The sequence below is a fragment of the Selenomonas sp. CM52 genome (assembly GCF_000292955.1).
GTDB lineage: Bacteria > Bacillota > Negativicutes > Selenomonadales > Selenomonadaceae > Selenomonas.
Map to the genome: position 1 here is coordinate 89,462 of NZ_ALNM01000030.1, position 24,650 is coordinate 114,111.

The window sequence follows — 24,650 nt, forward strand, 5'->3', positions numbered from 1 at the left end:
AGACGCTTTTCTCATACGGTTCGGTTGTTGTCGATGCCATCATTGTATGTAATTTCAGGAGGATTTTTTCATGGACGCAATTCTAACAGGCATAGAGTTTTTCCACAAGGGTGGCGCCATCATGTATGTGCTGCTCCTTTGCTCGATCTTCGTCGTGACGATCGGCATCGAGCGTGCGATGTACTTTTCACGCATGGACACGGGACGCGCCTTTACGCGAGAGTTTTATCAGTGCATGGCGAACGATGATTTTGCGGGGGCGAGGAAACTTGCCGAAGATCATCGCGGCGCACTCGCCAACATCCTTTTCGGGGCGATGAAGCTCGTAAAGAAGGATTCATCGCGCGTCTCCTCTTACATGGAGATTCAGTCGGGCATCGCGCTGTCGAAGCTCCGAAAGCGCCTCTACTACTTGAGCGTCATCGTGACGATGGCGCCGCTTCTGGGTCTTCTCGGCACGATCAGTGGCATGATCTCGGCATTTTCCGTGTTCAACCTTCAGTCGGGGCAGGCGACGGCGATCACGGGCGGCGTCGGAGAGGCCCTGATCGCGACCGCCATGGGGCTTTGTGTCGCCATCATCGCCCTTGCCGTGCATGCGTACTTCACGCAGCGCATCGAAAGTATCGTGACGGACATGGAGCAGTGCTTCTCGCTCGTCGAGGGTGCGAAGGACGCGCTTTCTTCCTATGAGGGGGCAGCGCGATGAGGCTCAGGGACAGGAAGGGTTTCGACAAGCCCGAGATCATTATCATCCCGATGATCGACATCATGTTCTTCCTGCTCGTCTTCTTTATGCTCAGCACGCTCTACATGGTGAATCTCAAGACGGTCGACGTCAATATGCCGAAGGCGGCAAATGTGGAAACACAGATGCGCGTGACTTATGTTGTCACGATGAAGAAGGACGGCAGCCTTTTCCTTGAGGATCAGCCCATCGCGGAAAAGACGCTTCTTGAGCGCGCCAAGGCGGAGAATGCGAGGAACGGCAACTTCTCCCTCGTGCTGCGCGCTGACCAGGACATCGACTATGGCATGGTCTATGCGCTCCTCGATAAGTTCAAGGGTGCGGGCATCACGCGCTTCGGCCTTGCCGGCGAAAGCGCAGGGGGCAAGTGACGTATGGAGAATACGAGGGATAAATACAAAGCTCTCCTCGCGTCTCTCGGTGTGCATCTCATCATCTTCTTCATCGCGGCAGCTGTCGGCGTCTTTTCCGTGGCGACGATGAAAGAGAAGAACGATAACGTCGAGGTCGTCATTTACGACGAGGCACAGGATGAGGGAAGCGAAGGCGGCGGCTCACCGCCGCAGGTGGAAGCGACTCCGGCTGTCGACGAGGTTGTGATACCCGACAAGACATTGCCTCCGATCGAGCAGACGCCTCCCGAGGAGCCGGATAAGCCGAGTCAGAAGCGCGAGGCGCATGCGGGCAATCCCCTGGGACAAGGTGGTGAAGGAAAGGGCGTCGGCACGGGTGTCGGTGACGGTAAGGGACCGGGCACGGGCGGCAAAGGTACGGGAGTCAGCCAGTCTGAGCCACCGCCTCCTCCACCTCCACCACCCCCCCCACCGCCTCCGCCGCCACCCAAGGAGCGCATCGAAGCGAGCCTTCGCTCAGAAGCGCGCCCTGACTATCCAGCCGACCTCATTGAGGAGGACGTCGAGGGCAGCGTCACGATCAAGATCTTCGTCGCTTCCGATGGCTCGATCGAAGATGTCGCCGTCATCTCGTCCTCGGGCTACGCCGCGATGGACAGTGCGGCGGTGGCTGCAGGCTATCGCTTCACGTTCAACCCCGGCGACGGCGGTGCACGCGGCGTCTGGACAAAGACGTTTCACTTCCGCCTGAACTGAATTTATGGAAGAAGGATATATTTTGCAAAGCAAGAAAAAGAAGATGCTCACTCTCGCCATCGCGACTGCATTTATGGCGACATCCATCCCCGCTTGGGCGGCGCAAATGCCAGAGCAGACGGGGAAGGCAGCAAAGGAAGAGTCTTCTGCTGTGCCTGTGGCAGCGGCAGAAGACGATCATGCGCTTGAAGATACCGTCGTGACAGCGACGCGCCGCGAGAAGCGCGACATCGACGTGCCGGCGGCGACCATGGTCATCACAGGTGAGGCCATCAAGGAGAGCGGCGCCGCCGATGCGGCAGATGCGCTCGCCAAGGTCAACGGCTTCACTTACAAATCCTTCGGCCCTTCCGGCGCCTCGATGGGAACGATGAACAACGAGCTGAACGTGCGCGGCTTCAAGAGCGGCACGCTCGTGCTCATGAACGGCAGCCCTATCTCATGGCGCGGCAAGTACAACCTCGACCAGATCCCTGCCGATCAGATCGAGCGCATCGAGGTCGTCAAAGGCTCGGGATCCGTCCTCTACGGCAGCGAGGCGATGAGCGGCATCGTGAACATCATCACGAAGAAGGGCGCGAGCAACGCGGCGCATGTTGGCTTCGGCAACTTCGGACAGCGCCAGTACGGCGTGAGCGCAGGTGACGATCGCTTCGGCGTCTACTACAATTACGACAAGTGGGGGCATCTGAACGGTCTTGCCGAGACGGATGTCATATCTACGAAGTTCAAAGGCTCGACGCGCACCGACTTGCGCGATGTGGAGAAGATGAGCGCGGGATTGACATATCATATCAATCCGCAGCTTGATTTTCTCTTCGGCTATTACAAGACGGAGGCGACCTATCTGCGCTTCGTCGACCGTGTGGATCGCACGTCCTCGGGCGTGCGCCTCGGTGATCCGTTCCATGCGCGCACTTACACGACGGAGCAGTACGTGAGCCAGCTCAATTATCACGATCATGCGTGGAAAGGAAGCCTCTACTTCAATACAGGGACGGTGGAAGCGAAGGGGCCGACAGAGATTTCGCGCACGGGTGCGAAGACGCCCGGCGATTGGTACAACACGCGTGAGCGCAATACGACGTACGGCGTCGATCTGCAGCGCACATGGAAGATCGATCCGAAGGCGACCGCCGTACTCGGCTTCAGCTTGGAGCATGAACTCTACGAAGCTCTGCCTGCTCGCTCGACGGCGAATCCCACGAGCTACATGCGCAACAACTGGGGCGTGTTCGGTCAATGGGAGCAGAAGTTCACCGAGCGCGATACAGGCATCTTTGGCATGCGTGAGACGTGGACGACAGCGGCGATGCGCGATGAGAACTATCATAATTTCAGCGCCTCGGGTCAGTGGCTGCACAAGCTCGATCACGAAAACAGCCTCTATCTTTCCGTCAGCCAGTCCTTCATCATGCCGAAGTTCGCCCAGATGTACGGTGCGAGCAGCCGCCTCGTGCCTGCACCGGATTTGAAGCCTCAGACGGGCGTTACCTATGAGATTGGCTGGAAGGCGAAGCATGCAGGACATACGTGGAAGGCGGCGCTCTTTCACATGGATGTGAAGGACAACATCACGGCGACTTGGAAACCGCGGGAGGACAGGTACCAGTACACGAACGAAGATTTTCGCAACACGGGACTGGAACTTTCGTGTGAGACGCAAGGAAAGCACGGCTTTTCGTGGAACTGGGGCGTCACATGGCAGAATCCCGAGACGAAGGGCAGCAAGGGCACGGACTGGGAGCGCACCTTCGGCAAGCTGCAGCTTACGGGCGGCGTTCTCTACAAGAAGGGCAAGTGGAGCTCGTCGCTTACAGGCTCCTACCTTGCAGGCCGCGTGCAGTCGCCGTCGAGCGAGCCCGCCTATGCGTGCAAGCCGTACTTCCTCACGAGTTGGAGTACGGCCTACCATCCCGACGAAAGAAGCGAGATTCGCCTGACCGTGGAAAACGTGCTCGACCGTGCGGATGTGACGTCGCATACGGGCGCGAACTACCGCGTTGCGCCGACGAACTTCATGTTGAGCTGCAACTATACGTTTTGAGAAATTAACGATAAGAGGGCGGCACGGAGCATCCTCATTCTTCGACGCTTTCGGACAAGGGGGAGAGATGTGCAGGAGCTTTTGAATATCTCGGATCATGCGTGCGATACGCTGGGGGTCCTCGACGGTGATCCGTCGCGCCTTGCTGCACTTTTGCAGCAGGGCGACCTTTCCGGCATCGAGCTGATGGTCACGGGCTATGGCGATCCGGCTTTCTTTCCGACGGAAGCGATTCAAGGCGTGCATCTGCGCTTCTGGCCGAACTGGCTCGATTTCTGGCTGGGCAACGAAGAGGAACTGCAAAAGGAGTTTGGCAGCAGAGAGAACGTCGCTGCCGTCTTCGGGGAGAATCGCGCAGAGTGGCTCGCGCTTTGGCGCGAGAACATGCGCACGGCGGCGCGTGTCGGGGCACGCTATGTCGTCTTTCATGTAGCGAATGCGCGCAGCTGGGAGATGAAGTGCCGCCATTTCGCTTATGGATCGGTGCAGGTCATTGACGCTGCAGCGGAAGTGGTGAACGTCATCTCGGATGTTCTGCCCGACGATTGCCTGCTGCTCTATGAAAACCTCTGGTGGCCGGGATTGACGCTGACCGAGCCTAAGCTCGCCGCGCGTCTGCTCGAAAAGACGCATCATGAACGCACAGGCTTCGTGCTCGACACGGGCCACATGATGAATACGAATACGAGTCTGACGAATGAGGATGAAGCTGTCCGATATATTCTGCAAAAGGTGGAAAATCTTGGCTCTTTGCGAAAGAGGATCTTCGCCATGCATCTGCACCGATCACTTTCGGGCGATTTCGTGCAAAGGAGCATGGCTGAGGCGCAGAAGGAGGAGATGCGGACGCTGTCCTTTGAGGAGGGGTATCGTTACGTCTCGGCAGTTGATCGCCACGAGCCATTCGAGACTGCAGCTGTGCGCCGCCTGGTCGAGGCAGTCGCGCCCGAGTTCCTCGTGCATGAGTTTCTGATTTCCTCGTGGGAGGAGTGGCAGAAGAAGGTGAAGAAGCAGAGAAACAGTCTTTGGGGAGGTGAGGCATCGGAATAAAAAGAGATGTAAGTTTGCTGTTTATCTAGGAGAAGGAGTGCATTTTCATGAAGTTGAAGAAAATTGCTGCAAGCCTGCTGCTGGGCGCAACTCTCGCCGCGGGAAGTGCCGTCTGCGGCGCGGAGGGTCTCGACTGGATCACGCCGCAGGATATGTCGCTTGGCGGCGTGGAGCCGGGAATGTCGCTTGACTATGTGGAGAGCATCTACGGACCGATGAAAGATGTGCAGTCGCATTACGTCGAGCATCTCTTCGGCTACGGCGACACCGTGAAGATCGTGCCATCGGCAGACGGCATGAGCGTGAAGTCCGTCCTCGTCAAGGGAAACAACGGCTGGGCGACGCCTGCAGGTGTGACCGTCGGTATGGATGCTTCGATCCTGCAAAAAATCTATGGCACGGGTGCAGTTGACTCGACGAAGCATAAGAAACACCGTATGCCGGGCTACGACTACTACACGTATTGGCAGACAGACAATCCGTTTCACTATCTGACCTTCGGTGTCAAGAACGGCAAGATCGCCTTCATCAAGGTCGGTTTGATGCAGAAATAAGATATGGAGCTTCGCGTAGAAAATCTGGAGAAATCGCTCGATGGTCGCAAGATCATCGAGCGCATCAATCTCGCAGTCAAGGATAAAGAAACCGTCGGCATCATCGGACCGAACGGCAGTGGCAAGAGCACGCTCTTGAAATGCATCTACCGCGTGCTGGAGCCGGAATTGGGCAAGGTCTTTCTCGGTGGCGATGAACTGCGTGATCTCTCCGTGCGTGAATCGGCGATGCGTCAGGCCGTACTCGCGCAGCATCACAGCACAGGATTTGATTTTACGGTGCTCGAAGTGGTGCTTATGGGCAGAAGCCCCTACAAGGGCATATTGGAGCGATACAACGAGGAGGACTTCGCCCTTGCGCACAAGTACCTCGCTTTCACGGGCATGGAGAGGTTCGCCAAGAACTCCTTTGCGACGCTCTCGGGTGGCGAGCAGCAGCGCGTAATGCTCGCGCGTGCGCTCACGCAGTCGACGCCGTGTCTCATCCTCGATGAGCCGACGAATCATTTGGACATCCGCTATCAGCTGCAGGTCATGGAAAACGTGCGGCAGATGAACCTCACGGTCATCGCTGCCATCCACGACCTCAATATTGCCGCTGCTTATTGCGATCGTTTGATTGCCATGCGGCGCGGTCATATCATTCGTGAGGGAACGCCGAGAGAGCTATTGAATGAGGAGTTCATTTATGAGCTTTACGAGGTTCATGCACGCGTCGTAGAGCTTGATGATGGCACGGTCGTGATATCGTATCGTTTGTAGAGGAATCGCTGAGTTTATCAGTGCTTCCTCAGGGGAGGAGGAATCCATCATGATGGAAAAAGAGTGGCTGCTGAACAATCCGCATCTGACGGCGGAAAAGATGAGTCCGATCGAGGAGCGCATCCCTGCGGCTCGCGCGGAGGTGCATGAAGGACTTTCGCGTGCGAAGGGCATCCTCGGGGAAGAGAGCTACAAGAAGTACCTCGCGCCGCTGCAGAATCTCGCGAAGAGTGGCACGACACTCCTTGTCACGGTGCGCACGGCACGTGAGCGCACGATGCTCGTGAAGGAGTGCCTGCCCGCCTTGAAGGAAGCCTTCGGTGCGAACGTCGTCAAGGTCGTTGCCGTCTGATATGGGCGATGAGGGAGTGCGCACGCAGCAGTTGACGCAGGAAGAGCGTGAGCGGTATTCGCGTCAGATGCTGCTTGCAGGCGTTGGCGAGGCGGGGCAGCAGAAGCTTCTCGCCTCGAAGGTTTTGATTGTAGGAGCGGGCGGACTTGGCTCGCCTGCGGCGATGTATCTCGCGGCATCAGGTGTCGGCGAGGTCGGCATCGTCGACGATGATGTTGTTGACCTCTCCAATTTGCAGCGCCAGATAGCGCATCGGTCAGCGGATGTTGGCAGGAAGAAGGCAGATTCGATGGCGAGGACGCTCGCCACTCTTAATCCCGCTGTGCGCGTTAACGTCTATCGAGAGAGAATCTCGGAGGACAATGCCGAGGATATTCTCTGTGACCGCAGCTATGACTTCGTTCTCGACTGCACAGATAATTTCCCCGCGAAGTTTCTCATCAATGATGCCTGCGTGCGTCTGAGAAAGCCTTTTTCCCATGCGGGAATCACGGGATTCAGCGGTCAGATCATGACCGTCCTGCCAGGAGAAAGCCCGTGTTATCGCTGTATTTTCGAGGATGTGCCCAAAGAGGGGACAGTGCCGACGAGTCGTGAAATCGGCGTTCTGGGCGCAGCGGTAGGCGTCATGGGATCTTTGCAGGCAGTCGAGGCTGTCAAGTATATTCTGGGCATCGGGGATCTTCTTGTCGGGCGATTGCTGATTTACGACGCGCTGACGATGAAATTTCGTGAGGTGGAGTTGCCAAAGCGGAATGAATCGTGTGCCGTTTGCAATGAGGAGGTGATGGCGCAAGAGTTTTGATGCAATGCGTATACGGTGAAATCATATTTCAAGGAAAGGAATCAAAATCAAGATGTACAAAAGGATTAAGAAGAACAAGGAGAAGTTTTTGGCATTTGCCGTTTCCTGTATGGTACTCGGCATGCCGCAGGCATTTGCAGCAGAAAATACAGGGGGGGGTATCTCTGGGGCTGAGGAAAATGTGAATGCGCCGATCGATTCGCAAGAGGCGGCATCGGCGAAGGATTACGACCTTGGCGGCACAGTCATCTCGGCGGATCGTCGCAAAATCAAGAATCCCTATACGACGGGCGGCGATGTCAACGTCATCACGCGCACGGATATTGAGAAGCACAATTATTCGACGATACAGGATGCCTTGAAAAACGTTCCCGGCGTGCGTATTTCTACACCAGGCTATCGCGGCGGTGAATATGGCTACGAGGCGTTCAATACGGAGTTTACCATCAATGGTGAGGGAAGCATCGTCGTTCTCGTTGATGGCAGTCGCATCGATAATGACGCGAATGCTTTTGCGGGAAATAAATCGCGCGTCAATCTCAGCACACTGCCCGGCATTGACAATGTAGAACAGATCGAAGTCATCAAAGGCAGTGGTGCTGCCATCTATGGTGCGGATGCTGCAGGTGGCGTCATTTCCATCACGACGCGCCGCGGCACGTCGAAGCCGCGCACGACGCTGAATCTTTCGACAGGTTCTTGGGGACATCATCGCTATGCACTCACGCATACAGGTTCGGAAGATGAAGGCACGATCAAGTATGCTCTTTCTGTCAGCCGTGAGATGAGCGGTGACACGAAATACAAGGATGTCTATACGGGAAAGTCGGAGCGCTTCAATAATACGCATTACAAGAGCGACAACGCTGCATTCAATATCAGGAAAGATTTTGATGCAACCCACAGTCTGTCGCTCAATTATTACTATGCCAATGAGATGGCGTATTATCCCATCACGGCGCCGGATTACCGCAACATGGAATCTTTTTACAATGGCACGATGGCACCTGTTGATCCTGTAAAGCATCGCTACATCGGGCTGAACAGTAGGATTCCCGGCTATCGCAACATCTTCCTCTATGATGCATGGCTGGGTTCGCACGATGAGACGTTGACAAACAACGTGTCGCTTAAGTATGTCTTTGATAAGACGGATGAAGGGGCGGAAAGCTTCGTGCGCGTGTTCCGCAACTACACTCGCTACAACATGGCGGATTATGCGGGCATATGGAATGTTCCGTATCCGTACATTTCAGATTTCTGGGAGAATGCGAAAGCGAACCCTGGAATCCACAAGGACGTCGAGCAATCGACAGGCGCATCTGTGCAGTTGGCAAAGCATATTGACCGACATAGCCTAACGGGGGGCATCGACTATCGCAAAAGCGAATATGAGGGCTGGACTTCACGAGGGACAAGCGATACGAGCCGCACGCTTTGGGATCTTTATTTGCAGGACAAGATACGTCTCAGCGACAAGTTTGCCTTGACGCCGGGACTTATTTACACGCATTACGGAAGCGGGAAATATAAGAAGACGAATTTCGAGTCTTCGCAAAAGTTGAGTTTCTCCCTTTACGGCAGTTACGATTTCGACAAGCAGTCCAATGCATATTTTTCTGCTGTACAGATTTTTAAGCCTGTGACAGGATTGGATCGCTCGCGTCAGTTCGCTAGTGATGTCTTACAAGACGAAAAGGGTTGGAGCTATACGCTGGGGGCGAGCCGGCACTTTACGGAGCGTGATACAGCGGAAATCAACTACGGCGTTACCGATATGAGCAATGCCATTGGCCGTTACAGCATCCATGATGGTTCGGATTGGGTACGTTATTCGGTTAATGCCAAGCGTAAGAAACAGGCTTTGAACTTGGCGTATACGCATCGCTTTGACAAAGCGTGGTCACTCGGTTTGTCCTATAGTTGGGTAAATGAGACGTTTTCGACGAAAAACGTACGCCGCAATCCAGATGGGACGAATCCGGATGATTTCATCAACGCCTACCGTCCGCGCAACATTTATCGCACGCATTTGATGTACGATCGGGATCGTTGGTTTGCCGATCTTTCCTATACCGTTTATTCGGGCAACGATACGAGATTCTTCTCAGACTCACATTTTGATCTGCTTGATCTCTCCGTGAATTATCGAGTGGCCGAAGATTGGCAGTTGTATCTGAACGTCTACAATATCTTGAATACGACATATGAGACTCGGGCTTTGGCAGTCTATGGCCCCGGCGCTTTGCCAGAAGCGGGACGGAGTTTCATGCTCGGTGCGAAGTATACGTTCTGATGGAGACAGGTTTGATGAGAAGATGCGGTTTTCTAGGAGCGGTTGCTCTCGTTTGCCTCGTTTCCTCGGGCTGCCTTTTTGGCGGCGAAATGCCTCCTTCCGTTGAGGAAGGGGGCGTTTCTGTCGTGAATTACGATTCGGCGGGCAGTGAGATTACAGAAGTCTTTACACATCCACCGGAACGCGTTGTTGCCATTTGGCAAAATGATGTAGAAACCATTATTGCACTGGGCGCGGGAGATACGCTTGTCGCTGCTGTCGGCGTGCCATATGTCGAGTGTTTGCTGCCCGAATATCGTGAGGCGTATGAAAAAATTCCTTTGCGTCAGATGGTGATGCCAAGCGTGGAAGAAATTTTGATGCTGAAGCCTGATCTTATCATAGGATGGTATTCTACGTTTTCGGAGCATGTGACAAAATCAACTTCATTTTGGCACGAGCGTGGCATCCATACCTACATGCCGGCATCTTCCATGGGGAGGCCGAGCGGCAATACCGTCGAGGGCGAATGTGAATACATCCGCGACCTCGGGCGCATCTTTGAGCGCGAAGAACGCGCGGAGAAATTGGTTTGTCAGATGCAGGAGGAGATTCGCTATGTGCAGGAAAATACGCGAGGGAAAGAACGACCGCGCACGCTCATCATAGAGCGCATGGGCAACCAGTTCATGAGTTATGGCAAGGATACGCTGGCTGCTGACATTCTGCGTCATGTGAATGGCGAGCCGTTGTCTTATGAGCGTTATATCGGCTTTGAACAGGTCGTCGATGCGAATCCCGAGGTGGTTTTCCTCATCGTGAGTGAAGATCGCTACAGAGAAGCGGAGACGATCAAGACGGAGTTCATGGACGATCCTGCTTTCCAAGATATTCAAGCCGTGCAAAACAACAGAGTCTATGTCTTGCCGCTTTATATGGTCTATGCGAGCGCGACGCGCACGTATGATGGTATTCATGCCATGGCGCACGGGTTGCATCCGGAACTTTACGAGGAGGTGGGGAAGTGAATAAGAAATGGAAAGGACGAACCTTGTTTTTTCTGCTGCTTGCGGTGCTCGTCGCGGAGCTTTTCCTTTGTCTGGGCATCGGTTCGGTGCATCTAAGCTATGATGCGATTTATGCAGCTGTTAAGGAGGGAATCTTCGGGCCGATTCCCGTGATGGCGCCCAAGCAGGGTCCTGTGCATGACATCATATGGATGCTGCGCATGCCGCGTCTCCTACTTGCGGCATGCACGGGGGCGGGGCTTGCGGCGTGCGGCGTCGTCATGCAGGCGATCGTCAAGAATCCGCTGGCCGATCCGTATATCCTTGGCGTATCGTCGGGGGCGTCCCTTGGCGCTGCGGCGGCAATCCTTTTGGGACTAGGCACGTGGCTTGGCACGAACTTCGTCGGCGTTGCGGCCTTTTTTGGTGCTTTCGGTGTCTCGCTGCTTGTGCTTATTGTGGCGAATATCCGCGGTACAGCTGACCCTGTGCGGCTCTTGCTCGCGGGCATGGCGCTTTCTACGGCGTGCTCGGCCATATCGAGTTTCATCATCTACTTTGCCAACGATAAGAGCGGTGTTCAGTCTGTGATTTTTTGGCTCATGGGCAGTTTTGCGGGTGCACGCTGGGAGATGATGGCGGCAATCATGCTCGTTACGTTGCTCGGCGTGGTGTTCTTTTGGACGCAGAGCTCGGTTCTCGACCTCATGCTTCTTGGGGATGCCGAAGCGGTGACGCTCGGCAGGAATCTCAAGCGATACCGCGAAGTTTATCTTGTGCTCAGTTCGCTCGTCATAGGATTTCTCGTCTATGCGGCAGGCATGATTGGCTTCGTTGGCCTCATTGTGCCGCACGCCGTGCGCTTCTTTACAGGGGCAGGACATCGTGCGCTCTTGCCTTTGGCGAGCGTCACTGGCTCCATCCTCATGGTCGGTGCTGACGCACTTGCACGCAGTCTGATTCCGCGTACGGAAATCCCCGTCGGGTTGATTATTGCTCTGATTGGTGCGCCGGTCTTTGTCTATCTGATTGTCAAGCGCAATTACAGTTTCGGCAGCAGAGAATAAGGCCTGAAAGTTTGAAAATGATTCGGGCAGTCGCGTTGATACGGTGCGCGTCTGCTCGAATTTTTTATGTGCGCTTATGGTCGAATTTTCATCGGTTGAGGAAATGACGTTCATCGTGTAGAATAAGGAGTAGGTTTGGAAGTGTGTATACATTCGACACTTCCTTGCAAATCAAAGGAAAAGAGGCTTTATCGTGAAGAAAATCATATTGACAGGCGACCGTCCTACGGGGCGGCTTCATCTCGGACATTACGTCGGCTCACTCAAGCGGCGCGTTGAGCTGCAGAATTCGGGCGAGTACGATGAAATATACATCATGATCGCCGATGCACAGGCACTGACCGACAATATGGACAATCCTGAGAAGATTCGTCAGAACATCATCGAGGTCGCACTCGACTACATGTCGTGCGGACTTGATCCGACGAAGACCGTGATGTTCGTGCAGTCTGAGGTGCCGCAGCTCTTCGAGATGACGGCTTACTATATGAACCTCGTGACGGTTTCGCGCCTGCAACGCAATCCGACGGTCAAGGCGGAGATTCAGATGCGCAACTTTGAGACGAGCATCCCCGTGGGATTCTTCACCTATCCGATCAGCCAGGCGGCGGACATCACGGCGTTTCAGGCGACGACCGTCCCCGTGGGCGAGGATCAGGAGCCGATGCTCGAGCAGACGCGCGAGATCGTGCGCAAGTTCAACGAGGTCTACGGCGAGACGCTCGTCGAGCCGCAGAGTCTGCTCGCCTCGCAGAAGGCGGCTATGCGTCTTCCCGGCACGGACGGCAAGGCGAAGATGTCGAAATCCCTTGGCAACGGTATCTACATCTCCGATTCGGCGGCGGAGGTGAAGAAGAAGGTCATGTCGATGTACACCGATCCCAACCATATCCGCGTCGAAGATCCCGGCAAGATCGAGGGCAATACGGTCTTCACCTATCTCGACGTCTTTTCGCGTCCCGAGCATTTCGAGAAGTTCCTGCCCGAATACGAGAATCTCGATGCCTTGAAGGCGCACTACAGCCGCGGCGGCCTCGGCGACGTCAAGGTCAAGAAGTTCCTCATCGCGGTATTGGAGGATGAGCTGGCACCGATCCGCGCACGCCGCAAGGAGCTTGAAAAAGACATCCGCTCTGTCTACGCCGTGCTCGCTGAAGGCAGTGAAAAAGCGCGCAAAAAAGCTGCCGCAACGCTCGAAGCGATGAAGGCGGCGATGAAGATCAACTATTTCCAAGACGAGGAATTGATCGCTGAGCAGGTAAAGCGGTTTACAAGCGAGGCGTAGGGGCTGCTTGATGATCCATCACGTTTGCAATCTGGATAAATCTCTGTTTTCTCTCGTTGAGGCGAATATACAGTCAGATGAAGTGGTATTTACTGAAGAGCGGATGACACATGTTCGGATTCAGCATGGGGATGATTTCCTCCTATTCAAGGAACGCTTGGCAGAAGCGATTATGAATCCAGACTATATATTGGCATCTGCTTTTCCGCATACGGCAATGATTTTGAAGGAATTTCATAGCGATGGAAAACGTTTGAATCTCATTTTGCGATTAGCCGTGGTGAGCGATAATTCGAAGAGGAAGAACTCGATTATTACTTATCATGTATTAAGTGGCAAGAAATGGGAGAAATATTTGCGAAATAAAAAAATCCTTTACAGAAAGGAGAGTATCATATAAGATAAAAGCAGAGAAGAAGACATCTGAGGTGGTAAATTTCGTGTCGACCACACGCCGATGGCATGACAGGGGAAACCCGAGAGATGCAGGGGCATGGCACGCCTGCCGGATGTTTTCTTGGCTCGGTTGCCGCTCAGAAATGGGCGGCTTTTGTTTTAGGAAATTTTTCCTTGCACAGTGACAACATATATGCTATCCTATAGAACATAACTTCAAATTGTAAATGCGTTGCAGAGGAATAGTAGGCGTCGTGGAATGGATAGAGAGCCGCTGGCTGGTGGAAAGCGGAGAGGAAGCGCCGTCGAACTCGCCTTGAAGCAGCTCGCTGAAACAGACATGGAGTAGGCGGAGCCGGTGCCTGACCGTTAGAGCAGGAGGATATGATGGTATCCGTTAAAGTGCGCGCTTCGGCGCGAAATTGAGTGGTAACACGTAAGCATTGCCTTTCGTCTCTTTGGGGATGAAAGGCTTTTTTTATGAAAAGGCATGTAGGAGGCGTTATTTATGAAGAATTTCACAAAGTACGAGAAGCAGTATTTTCTGCCGCCTGAGATAGATTTGAGCTGGCTCAAGAAGGAGCATCCGACGAAGGCGCCGACGTGGTGCAGCGTCGATCTGCGCGACGGCAATCAGGCGCTGATCATCCCGATGAGTTTGGAGGAGAAGCTGGAATTTTACAAGATGCTCGTGAAGATCGGTTTCAAGGAGATCGAGGTGGGCTTTCCCGCAGCATCCGATACGGAGTTCGCGTTCCTGCGCCGCCTCGTAGAGGACGATCTGATTCCCGACGATGTGACGGTGCAGGTCTTGATGCAGGCGCGTGAGCATATCATCAAGAAGACGTTCGAAGCGCTCGACGGCGTGAAGAACGCCATCGTCCACGTCTACAATTCGACATCGGTGCCGCAGCGCGAGCAGGTGTTTCACAAGTCAAAAGAAGAGGTCAAGAAGATTGCCGTCGAGGGAGCGAATCTCCTCGCGGAGCTTACGGCGAAGGCAGGTGCCGACTATCGTTTCGAGTATACGCCCGAGAGCTTCACGGGCACGGAGCCGGAGTATGCGCTTGAAGTTTGCAACGCCGTGCTCGACGTCTGGCAGCCGAAAGCGGAGAAGCCTGCCATCATCAACATCCCCGTGACGGTGCAGCTTTCGATGCCGCACGTCTACGGTATGCAGGTCGCCTATATTTCGCAGAATCTCAAGTACCGCGACGCCGTCCGGCTGTCCCTGCATCCGCACAACGACCGCGGCTGCGGCGTGGCGGATTCGGAGCTGGGCATCTTGGCGGGCGCGGAGCGCATCGAGGGCACGCTCTTCGGCAACGGTGAGCGCACGGGCAACGCGGACATCGTGACGCTTGCCATGAACCTCTTCGCGCTCGGCGTCGATCCCGAGCTGGACTTTTCCAACATGCCCGAGCTTGTCGAGCTTTACGAGCGCGTGACGCGCATGAGCGTCCACGCGCGTCAGCCGTATGCGGGCGAGCTGGTCTTCGCCGCTTTCTCCGGCTCGCATCAGGACGCGATTGCCAAGGGCATGAAGTGGCGCGAGGAGAAGCAGCCGAAGTTTTGGAATGTGCCGTACCTTTATATCGATCCGAAAGACGTCGGGCGCGAATACGACGGCGACGTCATCCGCATCAACAGCCAGTCGGGCAAGGGCGGCGTCGGCTATCTCTTGGAGCAGAAATTCGGGCTTGATTTGCCGAAGAAGATGCGCGAAGATCTCAGCTACTTCGTCAAGGGCGTTTCTGATCGCGGACACAAGGAGCTTCTGCCCGAAGAGGTGCATGAGCTTTTCCAGAAGGAGTACGTCAATGTCGATGCGCCTGTGCGGCTCGTTGATTTCCTGCTGCGCAAGGCGCCGGACGGCGTACGCGCGGGCGAGGTGCACATGGAAATCGAGGGCAAGCCCGTGACGTACCAGGCGCGCGGCAACGGCCGCCTCGATGCCATCAGCAACGCTTTGCAGGAAAATCTCGGCATTTCCTATAAAAATCTGACGTACAGCGAGCACGCGCTCGAAATCGGCTCAACTTCGCGCGCTATGGCGTACATCGGCATTACGGCGGAGAACGGCAAGGTCACATGGGGGGCAGGAATGGATACGGACATCATCACGGCATCGGCGATGGCGCTCGTCAGCGCCATCAATCGCATGAAAGCGGGCAAATGAGGACGCTGACGACCATCGTCCTCACGAGTATCGTGACGACGCTTTTGCTCGCGGCGCTCTCTGCAGGCGCTTTTGTCTATGTTGTCGACGGCTACTTCGTTGACCTCGCCTTGGAGCGCGGCAGCGGCGGCGATCCGCTGGCGCCGCCCGTCATCGCCGCGAGTCTTTCCGACCCCAATGTCCATCTGCCGGAGAAGCCTGAGGCGAAGAGCGAGGATTGGACGCTTCGCTCCTTCGACGGACTGCATCTTGCGGCGACACACTTTTCGCCCGCTGCACCGAGTCATCGCTGGGTCGTGCTGCTGCACGGATACGGGCGCAGTCAGGCAGATGCGTGGGATTATGCCGAAGCGTACATCGAGCACGGCTATCATGTCCTGACGCCGGATTTGCGAGCTTCGGGCAAGAGCGAAGGCAAATATGTGACTATGGGGACGTTCGAAAGCCGTGATGTTGCCGCATGGGTTTCGCGCATCGCCGAGGTTGACCCTGCAGCGCGTGTCGTGCTGCACGGCGTTTCCATGGGAGGGGCGACGGCGCTTCTCGCGGCAGGGCGGGACGATGTGCCGCAGAACCTTGTCGCTGTTATTGAGGACTCGGGCTATACGAGCGCTGAAGATATGTTCGTGCGGAAGATGGAGAGCTTCAACCTGCCGGCATCCGTCATCATGCGCGGTATGGATTACATGAGCCGCAAGAAGACGGGTGCTGCGCTCTCTGACGCCTCGGCGCTCGACGCTGTGCGCCGCATGAAGGCGCCGACGCTCTTCATCCACGGCACGTCCGACCTGCTCGTACCTTACAGCATGATGCAGGAGTTGGCGGCGGCGTCGAGCGCGCCGCAGAAGGAAGTGCTGACGGTCGAGGGCGCGTGGCACGCGGCGGCGAAGGCGAAGGATCCGGAGAATTACTACCGCCATGTATTCGCTTTTGCCGATCGCTGGACGAACTGAGGCTTGGACGGAGGGCGCTGCTTAGACTTTCGGGTTTGCGGGTGTTTTTCTGTTGGCGCGGTTTTGCTGTAGGAAGGAATGAGTTTATGCGGGCAGTCGTGACGAGGGTGAAGGAGGCCGCCGTCTCCATTGACGGCGCAGTGACGGGCGAGATCGGAGAGGGCTTTCTCGTCCTTCTGGGCGTGGGGCCGGCAGATGGGGAAGAAGAGGCGAAGCGCCTCGCAGAGAAAATCTGTCGTACGCGCGTCTTTTCCGACGCGGCTGGCAAGATGAATCTCGCGCTCGAAGATGTCGGCGGCGCGCTCCTCGTCGTCTCGCAGTTCACGCTCTACGCCGACCTTTCGAGCCGCCGCCCGGGCTTTTCCAAGGCCGCGAAGCCCGCGATTGCCGAGCCGCTCTACGAGAGTTTCATGGCACATTGCCGCGCTCTGGGCTTTCGCGTTGAGCACGGCAGTTTCGGCGCAGATATGCAGGTTACATCGGTCAATGACGGGCCTGTGACGCTGCTTTTTGATACGGAGTGAGAGAATCCCCGCCCAATGTGGATTGCTCACTGCTAAGCGGACAAGAAAGTAAGCCAATGTCGTAGAATTACGCTGATTTATGCAGTCTTGCTCCATATTTCGTATGGAGCAAGACTGCTTTTCTGTTGTATGCGCTTATGGTTACAAAAGTGTACATATTGATCTGCAGGCGGGGTATTTTTATTGTGAAGAAGGGGATTTCATCCAATAGTGTGCTATAATACAGAAAGACATAAGAATCAGGACAGGAGGACGATTCCTTGAAAAAAACTTTGGAGGATGCCGTTGTCGTTTTGAACCGCGCCATATTGCCCGACATCTGGCAGATGGAACTTCTCTCGCCGAAGATTGCGGCGGGGGCAGAGCCGGGGCAGTTCGTCATGGTGAAGAAGCCGAAGAGCGCGCATCTTCTGCGCCGCCCGTTCGGCGTGGCGGACATCGACGACGAGAAGGGGACGATCACGCTCTTTTACCGCATCTTGGGCGAGGGGACGGCGGAGCTTTCCACGCTGCGGCCGGGCGAAACTCTGAGCGTCGAGGGCGCACTCGGCACGGGCTTTACGCTCACGGACGAGCCTGCGCTTCTCGTCGGCGGCGGCTTGGGGCTTGCGCCGCTCCTCTTGCTCGCGCGTCGCCTGCGCGAAAAGCCCGTCGTCATCGTCGCCGCCCGCACGGAGGCGGAGACGTTCTGGACGCGCTTCTTCACGCCGCATGCGAAGGCGGTCTACATCGCGACGGACGATGGCTCAAGCGGCTTCCACGGCTATCCGCTTCACTTGATGCCGCTCGTCCTCTGCGAGAATGAAGTGCATGCTGTCAAGGTCTGCGGCCCTGACCCGATGATGGACGGCATCGCGCGTCTGGCGCGGAGCGCGGGGCTTTCCTGCGAGGTATCGTTGGAAAAGCGCATGGCGTGCGGCTTCGGCGTCTGTCTGGGCTGCACCTTCGAGGGAAAGGCGACGGGCAGGAGGCGCAAAGTTTGCACGGAAGGGCCGGTCTTTGCGGCGGAGGAGGTTTTTGAATGAACAGGGAAAGGCTTGCCGTCGAGGTCGCGGGCATCCGCATGGCGACGCCGATCATGGGCGCGTCGGGCACGTTCGGCTTCGGCATGGAGTATGAAGATTTCCTCGACCTCGCGGACGTCGGCGCCGTCGTCTCGAAGGGCATCACGCCGAAGCCGCGTGCGGGAAACGGCGGCGTGCGCATCGCTGAGACGCCCGCCGGCATGCTCAATTCCATCGGTTTGGAGAATCCCGGCGTCGAGGCGTTCTGCCGCGACATCCTGCCCGAGACGGCAAAACTGCCGACGTCGTTTATCGTCAACATCAGCGCGGGCACGGCGGAGGAATACGGCGAGATGGCGCAAATGCTCGACGTCGAGGGCGTCGATGGCATCGAGGTCAATATCTCATGCCCGAACGTCAAGGAAGGCGGCATCGTCTTCGGCACTGACCCTGTGCAGGCGGCGCGTGTGACGCAGGAGGTCAAAAAGCATACGAAGAAGCCCGTCATTGTAAAACTTTCGCCGAACGTCACCGACATCACGCAGATGGCGCGCGCCGTCGAGGAAGCAGGTGCGGACGCCGTATCGCTCATCAACACGCTGACGGGCATGGCGATCGATGTCGAAAAGCGTCAGCCGCTCCTCGGCAACATCACGGGAGGCCTTTCCGGCCCTGCTGTCAAGCCCATCGCCCTGCGCATGGTCTATCAGGCGGCGCAGTCGGTCTCTATTCCCGTCATCGGCATGGGCGGCATACAGACGGGCGAGGATGTCGCGGCGTTCCTGCTCGCTGGTGCGAGCGCCGTCGAGATCGGCGCGGAGAATTTCGCGAATCCGCGTGCCGTCGTCGAAGCGGCCGAAGGACTCGATGCGTATTTGGAGCGCCAGGGCATTGAGCATGCGCGGGATTTGATAGGAGCGTTGGAACTTTGAGGCCAGGGAAAAGGCGCAGGATGCGTTTCGCCTTCCTCTTTGCGCTGTTCTTCCTGCTCGCGCTCTCTGCCGGCTGCGGCGGAAGGAGCGCCGTCTACCGCGAGCCTCCGCACCATCCCGAGTTCGTCGAGGGCGCGAAGTTCTCGGAGAATCCTGCGAAGTTCAAGGGCAAGGAAGTGCAGTTCGTCGCGCGTGTCGTTGATATCGACGGCGCGGCGATGCAGGCGGAGATGCATGAGGGCGGACCGCGCCTCCTCGTCGAGGGCAAGGGCGTCAGCGCCGCCGAGCCGCGCCCGTCGCGCGGCGACTATGTGCGTCTCTATGGCAAGGTGGCGGAAGACGACAGGGCGGGCTATGTCGCCGTCATCGACTCCTACAAGGTCACGGTGCCGCGCTGGAGCGAACTCATGCGCACGTCGAGGAGTCTTAGAAGCGACGATGGTCATGTCGAGGTACAGATTCTCTCGGCTGTGGCGGCACGCAATTCGCTCGAAGTCAAGGAGGGAAATATCTCCCTGATGCCCGAGAGCGCGGCGACGAGGCTTTCGGACATCGCTTTCATCGGCATGACGCTGAAGATTCGCGGCGAGATCGACGACGACGGCGAGGGTGATTTCGACTACCTCGAGCGCAGCGGTCAAAGGATGCGCTCAGGCTTCACGCTCGACTTGGACGGCGATGGCACGGCAACTTTCAAGACGGAGGCGCTTTCCGTGCCGATGGAGTACAAGGAGGCACTGAAGGCGGTCGGCGCGTCGGGCGACGGTAGCGTCGCCCTGCCTGAAGGAAAGACATATCGTCTGCGCTATCGCTGACGTTGGCACTGACAGAAAGCCCCTGTATCGCGCAGGGGCAGTGGATAGTCTACGGTTTTTGGAAAGGAAGCAAGGCATGGAAGGTATGGACGAAAAGAGCCGAGAGGAACTTCTCGAAGAATATGCGCGGCTCATTGTGCGCATGGGCGTCAATCTGCAGACGGATCAGCCGCTCGTCATCAACGCGCCGCTCGCGTGCGCCGACTTCGCGCGCCGCGTTGCGGGCGCAGCGTACGATGCGGGTGCGCACGATGTGACAGTCGCGTGGAACGATGAACGGCTCGCGCGTCTGCGCTACGACAAGGCGAAGAAGAGCGTCTTCACGGAGTTTCCCGAATGGCGTCGCCGCCTTTACGAGGACAGTGCGGCAGAGGGCGCGGCCTTCGTCACGATCCATGCCGCTGATCCCGAAATCTTCAGCGGCGTCGAGCCGGAGCGTCTGACGCTCGCGCAGCAGGCGGCAGGTGCGGCGCTCCTCGAATACCGCCAGCGCTTGATGAGCAACAAGAATGCTTGGTGCGTCGTCTCGATTCCGACGGAAAGCTGGGCGAGCAAGGTCTTTCCCGAGGATGCACCTGACGTTGCCGTTGAAAATCTCTGGCAGGCGATCTTCGCTGCCGTGCGTCTAGCGCCAGGCGAGGATGCGGCTGTGCGCTGGCAGAAGCACATCGAATTTTTGGCGCGTGCGGCGAAGTTCATGAACGACCATGCTTTCTCGCGCTTGGAGTACAAGAACGCTCTCGGCACGAACCTCTCCATCGAACTGCCCGAGGGACATATCTGGATGGGCGGCGCGGAAAAGACGCAGGATGGCGTGACCTTCGTCGCCAATATGCCGACGGAGGAAATCTACACGCTTCCCAAGCGTGACGGCGTAAATGGCACGGTCAAAGCGACGCGCCCGCTGAATGTCAACGGCAATCTCGTCGAGGGATTTTCGCTGACCTTCAAAGATGGCAAGGTGGTCGACTACAAGGCGGAGCGCGGTGCAGAAATCCTCAAGGAACTTTTCTCGACCGACGAAGGTGCGAGCTATCTCGGTGAAGTCGCGCTCGTGCCCTACGATTCGCCAATCTCGAAGAGCGGCGTGCTCTTCTTCAACACACTCTTCGACGAAAATGCCGCGTGCCACCTTGCCTTCGGCAAAGCCTACCCGACGTGCATCGAGGGCGGCGAGGCGATGACCAGCGTCGAGCTTTTGCAGCGCGGCGTCAACGATTCGCTCGTGCACGAGGACTTTATGGTAGGCTCAAGAGATCTCGCCATCGACGGAATCGAGGCGGACGGCACGCGCGTCCCTGTGTTCCGCGAGGGGAATTTCGCCTTTGTTTGAGGACGGCAGACTTCAAGTGCGTCGTATCAATAGAAAAAGCCCGGATTTTCCGGGCTTTTGTTCATCATCGTTGGTGCGGACGAGAGGGTTCGAACCTCCATGCCTTGCGGCACTGGATCCTAAGTCCAGCGCGTCTGCCAGTTCCGCCACGTCCGCATTGTACATTTGACGGTTCTTATTCTAGCATGACGGCAGAAGGCTGTCAAACATTGGGAATCACAATCATATATTTGCCGAAATGGCAGGAGAAATATAAAACTTTATAGAATATTCCATATATGGAAGAATAAATGCGAAATCGTCTTGTTAGAGGTGCAGTTCTGCTTAGGAGGCTGAAGCCATGCCGATGTTCAAGAAGTCGATGCTTGTTCTCCTGGCCGTCGTCGCCCTTGCGGCGGGCGGGGCTTTCTATGCGGGGATTCATGGGCAGGAGGAGGCCGTCACGCTCGATGCGGGAGCGGCGCCCGTGCAAGAAGCACAGGCGAAAGAGATCGTCGTCTATGTCGCGGGCGCGGTCAACCGCCCGGGCGTCGTGCAGCTCGCCGAGGGGGCACGCGCGAAAGATGCGGTCGATGCCTGCGGCGGCTTTTTGCCGACGGCGGATACGAACGGCGTAAACCTCGCGCAGAAGCTCAAGGACGGCATGCAGGTCACTGTGCCGGAGAAAATGACTGCAGCTGCACAAGGCGTGACGGGAGGCGCACAGGCGGGGGCGACGAAGCCCCTGCCCGAAGGCATGGTGAACATCAACACGGCGGATGAGAAGGAGCTTGATAAGTTGCCGGGCATCGGCCCTGCCATGGCGAAGCGCATCGTCGAGTACCGCACGGAGAACGGCGCGTTCCAATCGCCCGAGGAGATCAAGCGCGTCAAGGGCATCGGCGATGCGAAGTATGAGAAGATGAAGGACAAGATTGCATTGTGAAGAGAGCGATGGCGCTTCTTCGAGGAATGTGATGCGTATAAGGAACCTGAGGGGCAGGGTTTGCCATGCGATACGGACAGCAGCAGCTTGTTTTTCTCAATGGGCTTTTCCTTGTGCTTTTGCTTGGCATCTACGGCGAGGATTTGCTGCATGTCTCGCTTGGCGCTCTCGCCCTCGGCATGGCGGGGTTCTTCTTCTTGTCGCTTTTTCTTCTCGTGCGCGAGAGCAGCAGGACGTGGCTGGCGTTCTTGCTGCTCTTTCTTTTTTTCGGCGCGTGGCGTTTCGCTTGGGGCGAGGCTCTGCCTGCCGATGATGTTTCGCATTTAATTGGCCGTGAGGCGGCGGTCAAGGGCGTGCTCGTCGAGGCGCCGCATGTGCGGCGGACGGCGCAGGGGACGTTCGTGCGCTATACGGTGGAGGCAAAGCGCGTGCGCCAGCGCGGCGAGGAGCAGGCGGCGTCGGGAGCAATCTATGTCTCGGAGATGCGCGAAGATGTCGGAAACTTGCCCGAGATTGGCGCGGAAATCACGGCTTTGGGGAAGGTCAAGGGCATCTACGGCTACGGTAATCCCGGGCGCATTGATGTGGAGCGCGCGGCGGCGGTCAAGGGCGTGCGCGCGCGTCTTTCGGCGAAGAAGCCGGGTGTAGCATGGGAAGCGGGAGAGTCGCATCCCGTGCTGCGCTGGAGTGAACGGGTGCGTTCGGCATACCGCGCTTCGATGGAAAGTGTGATGCCCAAGGAAGATGCAGCGGCGATCTTTGCCATGCTCTTTGGCGGCTACGAGGGTATAAAGCCCGAGCTTGTCGAGGCGTTCACGGCGACAGGCATCGTGCACATCCTTTCGGTGTCTGGCTCACATATCACGCTGTTGGCGGCAGTCATGGCTTGGCTCGGCGCACTCCTGCGCCTGCGTCCCGTCGTGACGGCTGTTTTTGTCACCGTCGTCATCGTGCTGTACTGCGTGCTCGCGGGTTGCGTGCCGCCGGCAGTGCGTGCGGGTGCGATGGGATTGCTCGCATTTTTCGCACTCGCCTTGGAGCGCGAGAACGATGCGCGGCGGCTTTTGGCTCTCGTTGGCATGGTGCTGCTCTTCTTCGAGCCGCTTCTGGCGTTTGATGTCAGCTTCCAGCTATCGTTCGCGGCGACGGCGGGGCTTCTCTACCTCGCGCCGCCTTTTGCCGAGCGCCTTTCGACCTTGCGCTTTCTGCCGCGCTTCGTCGTGCTGAGTCTTGCCGTCACGCTCGGGGCGCAGCTCGCGACCTTGCCGCTCCTCGCATGGTACTTCCACCGGTTGTCGCTTTCGTCTCTTATCGCCAATATCCTCGTCGTGCCCGTCGTGGAACTCGTCATCGTCGTGGGGCTTTTCGCGGGGCTTGCATCCTTCGTGCTGCCGTTCTTGGCGAAGGCCGTCTTTCTTGCGGACAGTCTGCTCTTGGGGGTTGTTTATGAGTGCACGCGCCTTCTGGCGAATATGCCGGGCGGTGAGGTATATCTGCCGACGCTTTCCGTGCCGCTTACGCTCGTCTATTTCGCCGTGCTCGTCGTTTTCGCACAGCCCGAGGAGCGGCGAGAGGCTGTCTTCTCTTGGTGCAGCGAGCGTCGCAAGGCGCTCTTTACCGCAGTTCTGCTCGTTGTTGCCGCTGTCGCCTTATGGCAGTTTTCACGCCCACAGGAGATGGCGGTGCACTTCATCGACGTGGGACAGGGAGATGCGGCTCTTGTCGTGACGCCGCACGGCAGAGCCTTGATGATCGATACGGGCGGTACGCGCGACGGCGGTTATGACATCGGCTCGCGCGTCGATGTGCCGTACCTTTCGCATTACGGCGTGCGAAGGCTCGACTATATCATCCTCACGCATGTGCACGAGGATCATGCGGGCGGTGTGGGCGGCATCGTGCGGCACATGCCCGTCGGCATGGTTTTGACGGCGCATGAGCCGCGCAGCGAGTATGCACGCGTGCTCGGCTGCTCTCTCGATGCGTCTGAGATGCAGCATCTAGCCCCTGCGGAGGCGGGCGAGCATATCGATCTCGACGGCGTGGCGGTCGACATCCTCTACGCGCCTCGGATGGAGGGCGGTGCAGCGGAGGGCGCTACGGGAAACGAGTATTCGAACGTCATCCGCGTGCGATACGGTGCGGCCGCGTTCCTCTTCACGGGCGATCTTGTCGCGGAGCAGGAAAAGGCCATGCTCGCGGAGGGGAGAAATCCTCAATGCACCGTCCTGAAGGTCGCGCACCACGGCTCGAAGACATCATCGACGGAGGCTTTCCTGGCTGCCGCACAGCCGCGCCTAGCCGTCATCAGCGTCGGCAGGGACAACAACTTCGGACATCCCGCCCCCGAGGTCATCGAGCGTCTGCAGAAAAGCGGCATGAAAATCTACCGCACCGATGAGAATGGTGCGGTCGTATGCAGGACGGATGGGAAGACGCTGCGGGTAGAGACGTTTCGCTGATATAGGTGCAATGAGGTTCATTTTGGCGTGGAAAAGATTGCGCTTCACAATGGTGTACGTTATAAT

General features: G+C 57.0%; 23 protein-coding genes, 1 tRNA gene and 1 other annotated feature. Of the genes, 23 read left to right on the forward strand and 1 reads right to left on the reverse strand.

Going from position 1 to position 24,650, the window contains the following annotated elements:
• Positions 1-70 precede the first annotated feature (70 nt).
• From HMPREF1153_RS07985 to HMPREF1153_RS08085, 21 genes are all read left to right on the forward strand, one after another.
• Entirely contained in the window at positions 71-709 is a 639-nt protein-coding gene (locus HMPREF1153_RS07985; protein ID WP_009646522.1) for a MotA/TolQ/ExbB proton channel family protein, read from the forward strand.
• The gene (locus HMPREF1153_RS07990) at positions 706-1,119 is read left to right on the forward strand and encodes an ExbD/TolR family protein (protein WP_009646437.1); all 414 of its coding nucleotides are present in this window, start codon (positions 706-708) and stop codon (positions 1,117-1,119) included. Before HMPREF1153_RS07985 ends, HMPREF1153_RS07990 begins: the two co-directional genes overlap by 4 nt.
• Before the next feature lie 3 nt (positions 1,120-1,122).
• Complete coding sequence (locus HMPREF1153_RS07995; RefSeq protein ID WP_009646520.1) at positions 1,123-1,857, forward strand: TonB family protein; 735 nt, start codon at positions 1,123-1,125, stop codon at positions 1,855-1,857.
• A gap of 4 nt (positions 1,858-1,861) precedes the next feature.
• On the forward strand, positions 1,862-3,904 hold the full coding sequence (locus HMPREF1153_RS08000) for a TonB-dependent receptor plug domain-containing protein (RefSeq protein WP_009646485.1): 2,043 nt from the start codon (positions 1,862-1,864) through the stop codon (positions 3,902-3,904).
• Between the two features lie 69 nt (positions 3,905-3,973).
• The gene (locus HMPREF1153_RS08005; protein WP_009646497.1) at positions 3,974-4,954 is read left to right on the forward strand and encodes a sugar phosphate isomerase/epimerase family protein; all 981 of its coding nucleotides are present in this window, start codon (positions 3,974-3,976) and stop codon (positions 4,952-4,954) included.
• A 47-nt stretch (positions 4,955-5,001) separates the two neighbouring features.
• The gene (locus HMPREF1153_RS08010) at positions 5,002-5,508 is read left to right on the forward strand and encodes a hypothetical protein (RefSeq protein ID WP_009646426.1); all 507 of its coding nucleotides are present in this window, start codon (positions 5,002-5,004) and stop codon (positions 5,506-5,508) included.
• A gap of 3 nt (positions 5,509-5,511) precedes the next feature.
• Positions 5,512-6,270, forward strand: coding sequence for an ABC transporter ATP-binding protein (locus HMPREF1153_RS08015; RefSeq protein WP_009646365.1), 759 nt, complete (start codon positions 5,512-5,514; stop codon positions 6,268-6,270).
• Between the two features lie 49 nt (positions 6,271-6,319).
• Complete coding sequence (locus HMPREF1153_RS08020; RefSeq protein ID WP_009646452.1) at positions 6,320-6,622, forward strand: hypothetical protein; 303 nt, start codon at positions 6,320-6,322, stop codon at positions 6,620-6,622.
• A gap of 1 nt (position 6,623) precedes the next feature.
• Positions 6,624-7,427 carry a HesA/MoeB/ThiF family protein gene (locus HMPREF1153_RS08025; RefSeq protein WP_009646458.1) on the forward strand — a complete coding sequence of 268 codons (804 nt, stop codon included), beginning with the start codon at positions 6,624-6,626 and terminating at the stop codon, positions 7,425-7,427.
• Positions 7,428-7,479: 52 nt separating this feature from the next.
• Positions 7,480-9,723, forward strand: coding sequence for a TonB-dependent receptor plug domain-containing protein (locus HMPREF1153_RS08030; protein ID WP_009646374.1), 2,244 nt, complete (start codon positions 7,480-7,482; stop codon positions 9,721-9,723).
• 125 nt (positions 9,724-9,848) lie between these two features.
• On the forward strand, positions 9,849-10,730 hold the full coding sequence (locus HMPREF1153_RS08035; RefSeq protein ID WP_198003333.1) for an ABC transporter substrate-binding protein: 882 nt from the start codon (positions 9,849-9,851) through the stop codon (positions 10,728-10,730).
• Complete coding sequence (locus tag HMPREF1153_RS08040; RefSeq protein ID WP_009646509.1) at positions 10,727-11,776, forward strand: FecCD family ABC transporter permease; 1,050 nt, start codon at positions 10,727-10,729, stop codon at positions 11,774-11,776. The genes HMPREF1153_RS08035 and HMPREF1153_RS08040 overlap by 4 nt, the downstream gene beginning before the upstream one ends.
• 193 nt (positions 11,777-11,969) lie before the next feature.
• A complete protein-coding gene (gene trpS, locus HMPREF1153_RS08045; RefSeq protein WP_009646442.1) occupies positions 11,970-13,061 on the forward strand; it encodes a tryptophan--tRNA ligase in 1,092 nt (363 codons plus the stop codon).
• A 10-nt stretch (positions 13,062-13,071) separates the two neighbouring features.
• Positions 13,072-13,461, forward strand: a complete 390-nt coding sequence (locus HMPREF1153_RS08050) for a PBECR2 nuclease fold domain-containing protein (RefSeq protein WP_009646366.1) — start codon at positions 13,072-13,074, stop codon at positions 13,459-13,461.
• 219 nt (positions 13,462-13,680) lie between these two features.
• Positions 13,681-13,918 (forward strand) — a binding site (T-box leader).
• 47 nt (positions 13,919-13,965) lie between these two features.
• The gene (locus HMPREF1153_RS08055; RefSeq protein ID WP_009646393.1) at positions 13,966-15,636 is read left to right on the forward strand and encodes a 2-isopropylmalate synthase; all 1,671 of its coding nucleotides are present in this window, start codon (positions 13,966-13,968) and stop codon (positions 15,634-15,636) included.
• On the forward strand, positions 15,633-16,589 hold the full coding sequence (locus HMPREF1153_RS08060; protein WP_009646448.1) for an alpha/beta hydrolase: 957 nt from the start codon (positions 15,633-15,635) through the stop codon (positions 16,587-16,589). The genes HMPREF1153_RS08055 and HMPREF1153_RS08060 overlap by 4 nt, the downstream gene beginning before the upstream one ends.
• Before the next feature lie 86 nt (positions 16,590-16,675).
• Positions 16,676-17,113, forward strand: a complete 438-nt coding sequence (gene dtd, locus HMPREF1153_RS08065) for a D-aminoacyl-tRNA deacylase (protein WP_009646503.1) — start codon at positions 16,676-16,678, stop codon at positions 17,111-17,113.
• A 260-nt stretch (positions 17,114-17,373) separates the two neighbouring features.
• Positions 17,374-18,138, forward strand: coding sequence for a dihydroorotate dehydrogenase electron transfer subunit (locus HMPREF1153_RS08070; RefSeq protein WP_009646481.1), 765 nt, complete (start codon positions 17,374-17,376; stop codon positions 18,136-18,138).
• Entirely contained in the window at positions 18,135-19,049 is a 915-nt protein-coding gene (locus HMPREF1153_RS08075) for a dihydroorotate dehydrogenase (RefSeq protein ID WP_009646527.1), read from the forward strand. The genes HMPREF1153_RS08070 and HMPREF1153_RS08075 overlap by 4 nt, the downstream gene beginning before the upstream one ends.
• A 20-nt stretch (positions 19,050-19,069) precedes the next feature.
• On the forward strand, positions 19,070-19,864 hold the full coding sequence (locus tag HMPREF1153_RS08080; protein WP_009646472.1) for a hypothetical protein: 795 nt from the start codon (positions 19,070-19,072) through the stop codon (positions 19,862-19,864).
• 76 nt (positions 19,865-19,940) lie between these two features.
• Positions 19,941-21,197 carry an aminopeptidase gene (locus tag HMPREF1153_RS08085; protein ID WP_009646519.1) on the forward strand — a complete coding sequence of 419 codons (1,257 nt, stop codon included), beginning with the start codon at positions 19,941-19,943 and terminating at the stop codon, positions 21,195-21,197.
• Positions 21,198-21,268: 71 nt separating this feature from the next.
• On the opposite strand, the gene HMPREF1153_RS08090 is transcribed toward HMPREF1153_RS08085, so the two are convergent.
• A tRNA-Leu gene (locus HMPREF1153_RS08090) sits at positions 21,269-21,353 on the reverse strand.
• Between the two features lie 184 nt (positions 21,354-21,537).
• Between HMPREF1153_RS08090 and HMPREF1153_RS08095 the strand changes: the two genes are divergently transcribed.
• Both HMPREF1153_RS08095 and HMPREF1153_RS08100 read left to right on the forward strand, forming a co-directional pair.
• A complete protein-coding gene (locus tag HMPREF1153_RS08095; RefSeq protein WP_009646465.1) occupies positions 21,538-22,122 on the forward strand; it encodes a ComEA family DNA-binding protein in 585 nt (194 codons plus the stop codon).
• 65 nt (positions 22,123-22,187) lie between these two features.
• Positions 22,188-24,584, forward strand: a complete 2,397-nt coding sequence (locus tag HMPREF1153_RS08100; protein ID WP_009646373.1) for a DNA internalization-related competence protein ComEC/Rec2 — start codon at positions 22,188-22,190, stop codon at positions 24,582-24,584.
• Positions 24,585-24,650 lie beyond the last annotated feature (66 nt).